Raw genomic sequence first — 12,316 nt, forward strand, 5'->3', positions numbered from 1 at the left:
TGACTGTGACAAACAGTCACGCCCTAGTCTAACGACCAGCGGGTGCCATCGAGACAAATCCTTCTATGATGGCACCCACGCTTCAAGGTGGGGTTGGGTTACACTTCCACGATGCCGAACAGGATCGCGACCAACAACAGCGCGATACTAAAGCCCCACATAATGAGGAACGAATACCGGATGTGTTTACCAATGTCGGCTTCTGCCAGCCCCAGGGCCAACCAGAGGGCGGGTGCAAATGGGCTGACGAAGGTACCGATGACGTTTCCGATCACCAGTGCGTAGGCCGTGGAAGTGGCCGCCACTCCGAACTGGCTCGCGGTTGCTTCAACCAGTGGCAGCACGGAGAAGTAGTAGGCGTCGGTGGAGGTGAGCATGTCCAACGGAACACCGAGCACGCCGACGATCACGTGCAAGTACTGGCCCACGCCTTCCGGGATGACTTGCAGCAGAGACAACGCAATACTTTCGAGCATGCCCGACTGGTTGAGCACACCCAAGAACACCGCAGCAGCGATAATGACGGCGGCCATCATCAAGGCGTTGGGAGCGTGGGCTTTCATGCGGTCAATTTGTAGCTTGGCAGAGTTAAAGTTCAGTGGCAGCAGGACGGCCACGCCTAAGACGAAGCTCAGCGCTGGGTTCAGCCAACCGGCGAGCATGGTGGCCAGCACGGCGATCACGACCACGACGGTGAGCCAGTAAATAATGCGGTGGGAATTAATTTTACCTTCGAGGTCTTTGCGTTCTTCGGCCTGGCGTGCGGTGAAGTCATCGGCGATCTTTCGCACATCGACGTTGCCACCTGATGGTGCGAGCCCGGTACCGACCGCCGCGTTGATGCGGCGAACTTCTCGCACGCCTAGCAGTGCAGCCAGCGCGACGAGCATGACCAGGGCAGCGCCCTGCAGCGGGATCAGCGGCTGATACATGTCACCGGGGTCTTCACCAATGACGGTAGCCGCACGAATCAGTGGGCCACCCCAGGGCACCATGTTCATGATCGAAGCCGAGAGGCTCACCAGTAGTAGCAGTAAGTAACGGCTCATATTCAGCGCAAGGTAAAGCGGCAGCAGCGCTGGAATGGTGAGCAGGAAGGTTGTGGCACCGGCACCGTCGAGGTGTGCCAGGGCAGCAATCAACACCGTACCGATCGACACCAGGATGACCCTGCCGCGGGTCATGAGGATCAACCTACGGATCACCGGGTCGAACAGCCCGGCGTCGGATAGGATGCCAAAGAATATGATGGCGAAAATGAACATGACGACGATGTTCATCACGGAATCCAGGCCCGAACTGAAAAACTCTTGAATGTCTTCAAGTCCAAAGCCAAGCGCAAGTGCGCCGACCACCGGCACGACCGTCATGGCGACAACAGGTGAGACCTTGCCCCAGATCAGCAGGCCAACAGTAACGACGATAATGCTCAGACCCGCAATGGTCAGGAGCGTATCCGGTTCAGTCATAGAGACTTACCTCGAGAAGTGAAGTGACAAATTACTCGGATACCCTATTGGCCGGTCATGACGACACGAGCTGTATTACTAATAGGCGACTACGCTCTGGAATGGCTCGTCAGGCATCTCAGTTGCGAACTTCACCCGACCCTAATTTCGTGGCAAAACTGCTGAACCCATGTGCAGCTTGGGGGAATCTCACTTTCCTGCGGGTAGGGCATTCAAGAAAGCCTGGAGCAATGTGGTCCAGGTCTCTTGTCGGTACGGCAGAACGAAATTGAATTGTCCCCTAACAGCCGAACAGTCACGCAAAAGTTGAACCCGTCTTCCCGAAGGATCAAGTCGTTCTCTCCCGACGCTTTCCGTCCTGAAAATATTCATGCGTAGATAAAACTGGACGAATATGCAGCTTAACGTTCAACAAAGCGCAGGAACACCTATATCACATTCAGATGACGCTCGAAGGCCCTATTCACACTTACCGATACTCAATGTATCCACGAGGACCGCTATTTAGTCCAACTTTCAAGACATCCCAGTGATGCCAATGCCGACTTTCGAGAAGTATTCCGGGAGATCTCCTCGCACGAGCACCCAGTCAGAGATAGCTTTCGACTCAATGTAGGAACTCTGCGACGGGAAGAGCGTCGGCGCGAGCTGAGCACTAAAGCTTCCCTGGGGCTCCCTGCAGCGCACAAGCCCTCTGCGCTCACCACCCTTGAGTGTCCGGGTTTTAAATGCATACATTGCAGTCAGCGGCTGAGTTCAGTGCTATCGCTATCTCAAGGTGTGCTTTCAACAGCGTCACGCGCCTTCTTCCAGATCTCAGCAACAGGCCAGACTCGGTACCGCGGGCAACAGTGCCCTCCCCATGGGCTTCACTGGTATTGCCAACAGTCTCGGTCAGGAGCTGCGGAGCATACCAAACCTCTCCGACTCGACTCTGCTCGAACAGCTTCTGCGCTTCCCGTGACAGGTACATAACGGCGTACGTATACACATCCTGAGCACGTCGAATTCGCAAGACATCAACTTGTGACATTCATCTTGAGTCACCTTGAAGCCCTGATTCGTTCTGTATTAGATCTTAGACACCTTTCTACGAGGTAACTCATCCCCTTGAAAAGGCGAAGACCATGACTACAAATATAGAACCTGTTGGAACTCCTCCAGAACCTGACCACGATCCTTTGGCAGAAGCAGAAGTAACGGCGGACCCAGGATCACAAGCACCAAGTGCTGCCACAGACAAACCCACAATGTTTGAGCGCGCGGATAAAGTCGCCGACGGCGTGGAGACCGCGATGGATTTTCTCTCCATTGCAATGGTCTACGTACTAGGCCTTCTCGCGATAGTGTTCGCAATCCTCGGGCTCATATACGTCCCAAGTATGTGGTGGGTCGCACTCTTACTTGGAGGCTATGGCATATACCTGCTGATCCCTGGCGGCGATAAGTGGGTGATCTACTAGCATGGATCTCCTCATCATCGTCCTGCTGGTCGCGTTCATTACCTTCCCATTTTGGCGAACCTTCATAACGAAACGAGCAGAACGCGACCGTCAGCGCAGACTGGGCCATGATGGCTCTGCGTAAAGTGCAGGGCACGTTCTGGTCGTTCTATGCCCAGCTCTACGATTTCATCTGGGACTCACCCGTCACACGGCACGTCTCGGCACACATAGCCAAGGTTGTCGGCACCCCGGAGAACGTCGTGGATCTCGTCTGCGGGACGGGGTTGTTTTCTCGTCCCTTCACTCGTTCAGGAGCACACACCCTGGGTGTTGATACTTCCTCCACCATGCTGCACCGAGCGGTACGGACAGGACGTATTTCCGAACCGCAGAAGGCCAATGCCGCAGCGACCGGATTACCCACCGGGAAATATGAGCTCGTACTCTGCGCGAACGTACTGCATCGGCACCCTGAGCCGGAAGCGGTCATAGCTGAAACTCGACGCCTCGTGAAACCCGGCGGCCACGTGGTGTGGGTCGTACCCTCGCCCGGAATGACGCGGCGCCAGGTCTTAGTCACAGACCTGAACACTGGACGACCGTGGGCTAGTTCCCTCACTGCACATCTGGCACGAACTGCCGTGACCTTGCTTGCCGCGCTCAGCAGAGTTCAGCGGACAAGCTCCTCCGCTGTCCTGAACGGGCTGCATGCTACTGCAGCGAAACAGCGGCTTCCTATCGAAACCGCCCCGGGCATGAGCCAAACACAATCCGTGATGATCTCTCGTGCCCCTGACAAATAGGCCTGACGAACCGGAGCGCAGGCAACACTAAGACAGTTGAAAGGCACTACCATGTCACGCTTCTCACTCACATTGCGACGTTTTGTCCCAGCAGCTGCCGTCCTGGCAGTCAGCGCATTTCTAGGCGGCTGCGCAGCTGGTGCAGCAGTACCTACGTGTGCCGAATTTGCCGATATGAATCCCGATACAGGAATCTTTGCTCGGCTCAGCGACGAACAGCATGAAGCCATCCGGCATACTTTGACGGAGGGCGGTTTTGATGATGGCGCATGGAACGAAACGCTTGGCCGGACCGCCGTGATAGCTTTCTGCAATATCGATAGCGGAAGCGCCAACCAGAACCAAGATCGTCTCATCTCAGAAGCATTCTAAGCGGCCTACTTTCCCTACCCAGCCCTGGCGACAGCCTTCATGATAGATCCTGGTCACCCACTGGAGGTCTCTAAAGTCGGCCAAACACTCGACCCCGATGACGTTGTCGAAGCTACAAAACTCCACCAAGGGAAATCAACAATTACAGACAAAGCTGACCTCAAGCTGCTGCATTGAGATATTTTATGAGTTGCCAAACAAGGGTAGAAGTGAGGCCAGGAAACCGGCCAGACCGATAATGACAAGCGTCTTTCCCAACGTCAAACAGATCGATGTGATTTGTCGTTGGGGCTCTAAACGCATAATTGCGGGGTGCCGTGGTTTCACGAACCCTACGCGATAGTCTCGGTCCCTAAGGTAGTCATGTTCATCTGGACGCACGGGCCGTTCGTAGATGTCGCCGGCGGCATACCAGCGCAACTTCGTTGAGGACTCATCGTAGACAGTGACAACCTCGGTGGGGACCATTTTCTTGTCCGCGGAGTACAGCAAAGCGCCTATGAGATACACCGGGAGGCCTAGACCTAGCCCAACCAGGGATAGGAGATCCCCAATCACGCCTATTATTTCTATGAAACTCACGGATTCAGGCCCACGGTGTTCACGACAGACGAGGTGGGAGTGTTCGGAGAAGAACTAGAGGGCTTGTTCATGATTGCTGTCGTCTGTTCATTCCGCAATTTTAGCAAGATCAGACGAATGCAAGCACCCCGTACTGCCTAGCAGAGACCAACGAACACCAATTCTCCTCCAGGCGCGGTCGCCCACCGTCGCTCAGTTTCACCGCGCAGATTGCCGAGGGCTGCCATAACCAATGGCCACTCCGTTTCCTCTTGGACTATCTGTCTGATACGGCGGCTGGATCTTCTCGCCATGTTGGCTCATGAAACCTGCCATATCTGAGGCGATGCGCAGAGCATCAATCACGAGGTCTAGGCTGACAGCGGCGTGAGTCAGTAAGGTGCAATTATGATCTCGCTGCGCCGCACTTCCCGTGAACTCACTGCACGTCATGTCTTGAAGGTTGCCGGCATTACTGCGGCAGCCGCGGCTGCGGTCCCAGTCTTGGCCGCAGCGGGTCTGGCGGGTGCCGACTGGTTTATGTATAACGACCGGGAGAAACGACAGGCTCCAGACCCGGGCACTTTCCACACCACGCTCGATGAGTCAGAGCTCACGATCTACACGTCCGGGGAGCAGCTGTACGAGGATATGCTTGACGCAATCCACGGTGCAGAACACTCCATTTTGATGGAGACCTACATCTGGAAAGCAGACGAGATCGGTCAGCGATTCATCGATGCTCTGAATCAGGCAGCTGAGCGTGGCGTCCAGGTGTATGTGCTGTTTGACGGGTTCGCAAACTTAGTCGTGCCCCGTTCGTTCTATCGCCAGTTCTCCGATCGGGTGCGTGTCATACGGCTGCCAGTGATTGGTCTGCGCTTCTGGAAGGGTCCCATACGCCATACCGGTCTCAACCACTCGAAAATTCTGGCCGTGGACAATGAGATCGGATTCGTTGGCGGCTATAACATCGGCTCACACTACGCGAAGTACTGGCGAGATACCCACCTGCGGGAAATCGGCCCCGGCGTGTGGGATATGCAGCATTCCGTAGCGCAGCTCTGGAACGAGATGACGAAGCCACCCAACCAAATCCCCTGGGAGCCTCCCCGCACCTGGCAACCCGAGGTTGAAGTCAATGCCAACCTGCCGGTCCAATTGGTGTATCCCATCCGGCAGATGTACTTACATGCCATCGATCGCGCGAGTGAGCACATTTGGGTCACTACACCGTATTTCATCCCAGATCAGCAGATCGTGGAGGGACTGATTGCCGCAGCGGATCGCGGCGTGGACGTTCGGGTGATGGTCCCCAAGAACTCGAATCACATCGTGGCCGACTGGGCCTCGCGCGGGTTTTACGGCCAACTGCTCGACGCGGGCATAACGCTGCTGCTGTATAAAAGCTCCATGATTCACGCCAAGACGGCCACTATCGACGGCGAATGGTCCACCGTGGGTACCGCCAATATCGATCGCCTGTCACTGTCCTATAACTACGAGACCAATGTTGAGATCATTGATCCACGATTTGCCGCAGAGTTAGAGAAAGTGTTCCTGGCCGATGCTGAGCACTGCGAAGTCATAGATTCCGCGCAGTGGCGGGAACGGCACCCAATGGCACGCGTAGTAGAGCATGCGCTCAAGCCCCTACGGCCGCTGCTGTGAGCCTATAAGTCGCCGGTATGGGTGCCCCTTTCACACAACAGATTTGCTACATTGTGTCCGAGGCTTCTGCGGCTTGTTCGGCCAGTGCGTTGGCTTTACGGTAGCGTGCACGGATCCATATCGCCAAGATGATGCCCACCACGAGCGCTAACAAGATCGCATCCGCCAGCGGGTTACTTAAGACGCTCAAGTTTCCTTGCAACCATGCCGAAGCTCCTGCAGGCAAGAGCTCGGGCATCGTCACCAACCCATTGGTCATCCAAAACAAGATACCGACCGCGATAATAATAAGGCCCGTGATGAATGAGGTCGTATGGAGCTCCCGGCCAAAAACGGTGAAGGTCTTACCACGCAGTCTGGCCTTGCCAGCCGGGCTGAGTTTCTTCCATACACTCGCGATGATCAAAAGCGGGACGACCATCCCCAGGCCATAAACTGCCAGCAGCGAGCCCGCGGCCCAGACATCATTTTTGGCGGCCGCTAAGGTCAGCACTGCACCAAGGATGGGGCCTGCGCATAGACCAGCCACACCGCTTACGGCACCGAGCAAGAGGGTTTTAAACCATCCGGTACGCTGATTGGCTTGTTTTTGCAGTTGCTGCGCGCCCGGCACGAACCGGGACGGATCGAAGCCAAACCCGAGCATTTGAATGAGTCCAAGAAGAATCATCAAGGCGGATGCACCGATAACTATCGCTTCGCGGTGCGCTGCAAACAGCGTCCCCAGCATTCCAGCGCCTAACCCGAGCGGCACCAGGACCACGAGCAGCCCAACCGAAAACACTGCGCCGTGCGCCCAGAGCCTCGGCCCGGATCCCGCTGTTGAAGCGAAAAATGCCGGCAGCAATAAGGCACCGCATGGGCTCAATAGCGCCAGGGCACCGCCAATCAAGGCGGTCAACACACCTATATCCATGCGTTACTCCTGAGTGTTCGCCAGTGCTTCTTCAACGGCATCAATAAACACGTCAGCTGGTTGAGCTCCAACCACCGGGGTGTCGTTTATGATGAACGACGGGGTCGAGGTCGCCCCGAGCTCCTGGCCGAGTTGTTCATTCGTTTGCACTATTTCGGCAGTCTTTTCAGAATCCATATCAGCCTGGAACTGGTCAGTGTCCATGCCCATCTCGGCGGCGATATCGGTCAGAGCCTCAGCGGAGAAACCATCGAGGGTCTCTCCCCCATCAAATAGCCGAGCGTGATAGTCGGTGAATTCGCCTTGTTCGGCCGCAGCAACAGAGGCGCTGGCTGCCCGACGTGAATCCTCGCCGTACATATTCACATCGCGAAACTCGATACGTAGTTCGCCCGCATCCACGAACTGTTGCATCTCTGGCAGCGTCTCTGCGGTCCAGCGACCACAGAATGGACACTGGTAATCAGAAAACATGACCATCACGACTGGAGCATCGGTTTGGCCCACGGCCAACGGGTCTTCTGCATCGCGGCGAATGACCTGCTCAACGATTTCGGGAGGAACCGTTTCCGCCTCTTCAGTCTCTTGCTGCGCTGCTGGAGGTTGAGAGTCCGCTTCTGTCGTTGCAGTGGACCTCCCCCAGAAGAAAACTGCCACCAGTGCAATGACCGCACCGAGGACAATCAGGGTGGGCATCACCCATAAGCGGGTCGAAGTCGTCTTGTGGGATGTGGACACAGAAGTCTCTTTCTCAAACGATGGGCGTTTCAGCCTGCGCCAATGGACGCGATCTCGACCATGCTAGCTGATCTACTATGGATCATAGTAACTATGTAGCGTAGTAGATGATGAGAGTCGTGCAAAAACGAGACGCGGCGGCGGATGCTCTTAGGCATCGTCTGGAACGCGGGACTCATGGCTGGTACCACTCGTATGGTGCACGGAACACAGCCTGAAGCTCGGGCCGGGACCCAAGGGAGCATCGATGTCTGATATCAGCGCTTTGGCGCCAGAGCAGGCATCCTTTCCGGGAGACTCATGCCCGGAACCAGATTCGGCACCCTCACGACTCCCGGCGGCATCCTTGCCCGGATCATTCCCGCCATAGCCTAGGAACGAGCCGACCGTGTCAGTCCAGTCGCCTGCAACCGGTTCGGAAATCAACCATGACGCTCAGGCTTGGACCATGCTCAGCGGAGCTGGTTAATGTACTGTCGCAGTTCGGACTCTAAATCCACATCGTGGGCACGGGCCAAACGCACCAGTTCGAACAGCTCGGCTCCGATATTGTCGGCTGTGACCGTGATCGTCGCCGAGGTTGCTGTTGGTTTTTCACCGAACGGGTCGACGGTTTGACGACCGGCCCGGTCCACGATTTTTGCAGCTGCAGCTAGGGCCGGCAGCCCCGGGGGCAGGTCATAGATCGAGGACCGTGTAGCTTCGCTCGTCGCAGCCTCATCGGCATTTTCGGCCTGCTTGATTTGTTCCCAGTTTTTCTCGACGTCATCCACCGTGACGTCGCCCAGCTGCTCCTCGGAAAGTAGCTGACCGTGTGCGTCAAAAACATGTGGATTGCGTCGAATCATTTTCTGGCTGATTGCATCGGCCACGTCGTCGACGGAAAAAGCGTCGGCTTCTTCAGCGATCGCTGAGTGTAGGGTCACCTGGAACAACACGTCGCCGAGTTCTTTGCGGAACTCGTCATACGTACCGTTGTCTGCTGCCACATCGTCCCACTGTCCTGCGGGGACGGATTCGATGACCTCCACGGCCTCATAGGCCTCTTCGATGAGGTACTCGGTCAACTGGTGATGGGTCAGTTCTTGAGTCCAGGGACAGTATTTGCGCAGTTGGGCGGTGATCCACACCAAGCGCTCGAGTCCTGCATCAGCCATGAGCGCAGTTAGTCTTTCTGCTCGTCGTCTTCGAACTCGACGAAAAACACGGGTGCTTCGGGATCGTCCTCGTCGTGGACACCGGCGATGACATCCATCCACGAGAATTCGATGAATTCGCTCAACTGGTCGCGGGCGTATTCGGTTTGGAAGGCCCCTTTGACCGCATTGAGCTGGAATTCCAACAGATCCACCATCGTGTACCCGTAGACGGCCGCGAGCGTGTAGAGCTCATCGGTCAAAGAGACACCTGAGATCAAACGATTGTCAGGGTTGACCGTGACCGCGAATCCGGAACGGTACAGCACATCAAATGGGTGGTTTTTCAGCGGGTTATCTTCTGGCCCGGTTTCGACGGCTGCGGTCTGAATATTGGAGGTCGGGCACAGCTCGAGCACGGTGTTGTTGTACAGGGTGCGGTTGGCGACGTCTCCCCAGACCATGATTTCTTGGTCGTCGTCGAGTTCCACATTGGACAGGTCATCGATGATATGGACGCCGTGGCCGATGCGCAGGGCACGGCCTGCGGTCAGTGCACCAGCGATCGAGTCGATTCCGTCGGCTTCTCCGGCGTGAATGGTGATGGGTACGAATCGTTCATCAAGCCACGCAAAAACGTCAGCGAAGCGGGTGGCAGGGAAGCCTTCTTCGGGACCGGCGATATCGAAAGCGACCACGGAACCGGCTGGGCGGTGTCGGTGGGTCAGTTCGGCGATTTCTTGGGCATTTTCCACCGAGTTCTGGCGCATGGCGCACAGGATTTGGTGGACTTGGAGTCGACCGTCGAGTTCGGTCATTGCGCGTTCTAGTCCTGCGGTGACGGCTTCGACTGCTTCATCGAGGCTGAGTCCGCCGCGGGTGTGTTGTTCTGGGGCCCACCGGACTTCACCGTAGACGACGCCGTCTTCGACCAGGTCCATCGCGAATTCGTAGGCGATGCGCTGCAGTGCGGGTGCGGTCTGCATCACGGCGGTGGTGTGATCGAACATTTCTAAGTATTTGGGTAGCGAACCGGCATTGGCGGCTTCGGCAAACCAGGTGGCCAGCTCTTCTTCTGACTCGGCTGGCAGCTCGTGCCCGATGTCTTGGGACAGTTCCCAGACGGTGCCTACGCGCAGCCCACCGTCGAGGTGGTCGTGCAGGGAGACTTTCGGCAGGCTGGCCAGGTCGAGGGCAAACGGGTCCAGGTGCAGTTCGTCTTCTGGACCCGGAGCTTCGATATCAGTGGATTCGTGTTTCATCACGAGTCCGAGTCTAGGCCAGTTTCCTGGTTGGGAGCATCTTGGTGAGCTTGTTTGTCCAACCGCGAGCGCATGAAGCGTTTGATTCCTCGATCAATGAGCCATCCCAGGATGGCTGCCACGATGAGCGCCAGACCGATTTGGAGCACGGTGTTGTCCAACCAGCCCGCGGTGAAATAGCCGATCGCCAGGGAATAGGCCGCCCAGATGGCGGCCGAGATGAAGTCAAGGCTCATGAACTTGATCAGCTTCATCCGGGTGGCACCGGCGATGAAGTTCACAGCGACTCGGCCGCCGGGGATGTGGCGGGCGGTGATAATAACCATTGCCCCGGAATACTGCAGTGTCTGACGCACTCCCCCGATGGCACGGACCACGCTTCGGGTGCGCATCCAGCGGAATCGGGTGACCCCGATGGTGCGCCCTAACCAGTAGGCGACTTGGTCTCCGATAAAGGCGCCGAACCAGCCGAGGAAAAACAGTTGAACCAGGTTAATATTTTCGCGCTGATCGTAGATCGAAGCCAGTGCTACGAGGACGGATTCCGATGGGACAACCGGAAAGAACCCGTCGATGAGACTCAGTAAAAAGACTGCAAGCGGCATCCACCAGGCTTCGGCGGCATCGAGAATGATGTCTTCAAGAAAGTCCAACACGTAGCGGCCTACAAGGTTTTAGCGTATGACATCGACGATCACTTCTGGCGCGGTGTAGGTCTCGGCCACTTCGACGGCGGTCTCGACTAGCCGGGTCGCGGCCTCGAACTGTTCCGGGGTCTCGGTGTACAGCGTGAACAGGCGCTCGCCTTCGGTGACGCTGTCACCGGGTTTGGCGTGCAACCGGATGCCGGCGGTGGCTTGGACGGGTTGGCCCTGATATTGGCGTCCAGCACCCAGGCGCCAGGCGGCTTCTCCGATGGCACGGGCATCCATCCGGGACAGTACACCGGAGGTCGGGGCCGTGACATAGTGTTCGTGGGTCGCGGTGGGTAGTGGAGCGTCTGGGTCGCCGTGTTGGGCGGTGACCATCGCGCGCCAAGCGTCCATGGCTTTGCCGTTGGCCAGGTTTTCCGCTGGGTCAGCTTCGATACCCGCACCCGCCAGCATGTGCTTGGCTAACGTGAGGGTCAGTTCCACCACGTCGTCGGGCCCCTGTCCGTTGAGCACATCAAGGCTCTCTTCGATTTCAATCGCGTTGCCCACGGTGTAACCCAACGGCGTGTCCATGCGGGTGAGCACGGCGGTGGTGGCCACTCCGTGGGCTTTGCCCAACCAGACCATCTTCTCGGCCAAACGCCGGGCGTCGGCCTCGTCCTGCATGAACGCACCGGTCCCGGTTTTGACGTCTAACACCAGCGTGTCGGTGCCTTCGGCCAGTTTTTTGGACATGATCGATGAGGCGATCAGCGGCATCGAGTCCACAGTGGCGGTGACATCTCGTAGGGCATAGATCTTTTTATCGGCCGGGGCCAGTTCAGCTGTGGCAGCGCAGATGACTCCACCGGGGTCGAGCAGCTGGTTCCGGATGTGTTCTTCACTCAGGTGCACTTGGAAGCCGGGGATGGATTCCAGCTTGTCCAGGGTGCCACCGGTGTGGCCGAGGCCGCGGCCGGACAGCTGTGGCACGGCAACCCCGTAAGAAGCGACCAGCGGGGTCAGCGGCAAAGTGATCTTATCGCCCACTCCCCCGGTCGAGTGTTTATCTGCCGTGGGTTTGCCCAGCGTGGAGAAATCCAATCTGGTGCCAGAGTTCAGCATCGCGGTGGTCAGAGCAAACAGCTCAGCATCGGTGAGGCCTTGGAAGTAAATCGCCATCGCCAAGGCGGCGAACTGCTCATCGGAGACATCACCTGCCGTATACGCGTTGACGATCCAGGTGATCTGGTCCTCGGTCAACGGTGTTCCGTTGCGCTTGGCGGTGATGACGTCTACGGCGGTGTGCAT

General features: G+C 57.1%; 14 protein-coding genes. 5 read left to right on the forward strand and 9 right to left on the reverse strand.

Annotated elements, in window-relative coordinates; all coding sequences use genetic code 11:
- Positions 1-98: 98 nt before the first annotated feature.
- Positions 99-1,469: a citrate:proton symporter gene (locus tag J2S62_RS09350; protein ID WP_310174009.1), complete on the reverse strand. Its 1,371-nt coding sequence runs from the start codon at positions 1,467-1,469 to the stop codon at positions 99-101.
- A gap of 724 nt (positions 1,470-2,193) precedes the next feature.
- Entirely contained in the window at positions 2,194-2,502 is a 309-nt protein-coding gene (locus J2S62_RS09355; protein WP_310174012.1) for a hypothetical protein, read from the reverse strand.
- A 94-nt stretch (positions 2,503-2,596) separates the two neighbouring features.
- On the opposite strand from J2S62_RS09355, the gene J2S62_RS09360 reads away from it, so the two are divergent.
- From J2S62_RS09360 to J2S62_RS09375, 4 genes are read left to right on the forward strand one after another with little or no spacing between them, the layout of a single operon-like run.
- The gene (locus J2S62_RS09360; RefSeq protein WP_310174016.1) at positions 2,597-2,932 is read left to right on the forward strand and encodes a hypothetical protein; all 336 of its coding nucleotides are present in this window, start codon (positions 2,597-2,599) and stop codon (positions 2,930-2,932) included.
- Position 2,933: 1 nt separating this feature from the next.
- Positions 2,934-3,056: a hypothetical protein gene (locus J2S62_RS09365; protein WP_310174018.1), complete on the forward strand. Its 123-nt coding sequence runs from the start codon at positions 2,934-2,936 to the stop codon at positions 3,054-3,056.
- Positions 3,043-3,717 (forward strand): class I SAM-dependent methyltransferase, encoded by a 675-nt coding sequence (locus J2S62_RS09370; protein ID WP_310174020.1) that lies wholly within the window; start codon positions 3,043-3,045, stop codon positions 3,715-3,717. The genes J2S62_RS09365 and J2S62_RS09370 overlap by 14 nt, the downstream gene beginning before the upstream one ends.
- A gap of 51 nt (positions 3,718-3,768) precedes the next feature.
- Complete coding sequence (locus J2S62_RS09375) at positions 3,769-4,089, forward strand: hypothetical protein (RefSeq protein ID WP_310174022.1); 321 nt, start codon at positions 3,769-3,771, stop codon at positions 4,087-4,089.
- Between the two features lie 183 nt (positions 4,090-4,272).
- Here the strand turns inward: J2S62_RS09375 and J2S62_RS09380 are convergent, their stop codons facing one another.
- Complete coding sequence (locus tag J2S62_RS09380) at positions 4,273-4,647, reverse strand: hypothetical protein (RefSeq protein WP_310174024.1); 375 nt, start codon at positions 4,645-4,647, stop codon at positions 4,273-4,275.
- 411 nt (positions 4,648-5,058) lie between these two features.
- Between J2S62_RS09380 and J2S62_RS09385 the strand changes: the two genes are divergently transcribed.
- On the forward strand, positions 5,059-6,321 hold the full coding sequence (locus J2S62_RS09385; RefSeq protein ID WP_310174026.1) for a phospholipase D-like domain-containing protein: 1,263 nt from the start codon (positions 5,059-5,061) through the stop codon (positions 6,319-6,321).
- Positions 6,322-6,367: 46 nt separating this feature from the next.
- Here the strand turns inward: J2S62_RS09385 and J2S62_RS09390 are convergent, their stop codons facing one another.
- The 6 genes from J2S62_RS09390 to J2S62_RS09415 form a co-directional block, all read right to left on the reverse strand.
- Positions 6,368-7,237: a cytochrome c biogenesis CcdA family protein gene (locus J2S62_RS09390; protein WP_310174028.1), complete on the reverse strand. Its 870-nt coding sequence runs from the start codon at positions 7,235-7,237 to the stop codon at positions 6,368-6,370.
- A gap of 3 nt (positions 7,238-7,240) precedes the next feature.
- A complete protein-coding gene (locus tag J2S62_RS09395) occupies positions 7,241-7,975 on the reverse strand; it encodes a DsbA family protein (RefSeq protein WP_310174030.1) in 735 nt (244 codons plus the stop codon).
- 452 nt (positions 7,976-8,427) lie between these two features.
- Positions 8,428-9,132, reverse strand: coding sequence for a MazG nucleotide pyrophosphohydrolase domain-containing protein (locus J2S62_RS09400; protein WP_310174032.1), 705 nt, complete (start codon positions 9,130-9,132; stop codon positions 8,428-8,430).
- An 8-nt stretch (positions 9,133-9,140) separates the two neighbouring features.
- A complete protein-coding gene (locus tag J2S62_RS09405; RefSeq protein WP_310175838.1) occupies positions 9,141-10,373 on the reverse strand; it encodes an adenosine deaminase in 1,233 nt (410 codons plus the stop codon).
- Positions 10,373-11,029, reverse strand: coding sequence for a DedA family protein (locus J2S62_RS09410; protein ID WP_310174035.1), 657 nt, complete (start codon positions 11,027-11,029; stop codon positions 10,373-10,375). The genes J2S62_RS09405 and J2S62_RS09410 overlap by 1 nt, the downstream gene beginning before the upstream one ends.
- Before the next feature lie 18 nt (positions 11,030-11,047).
- A complete protein-coding gene (locus tag J2S62_RS09415) occupies positions 11,048-12,316 on the reverse strand; it encodes a thymidine phosphorylase (protein ID WP_310174036.1) in 1,269 nt (422 codons plus the stop codon).

The sequence above is a fragment of the Enteractinococcus fodinae genome, assembly GCF_031458395.1.
In the GTDB taxonomy this organism is placed as follows: Bacteria; Actinomycetota; Actinomycetes; order Actinomycetales; family Micrococcaceae; genus Yaniella; species Yaniella fodinae.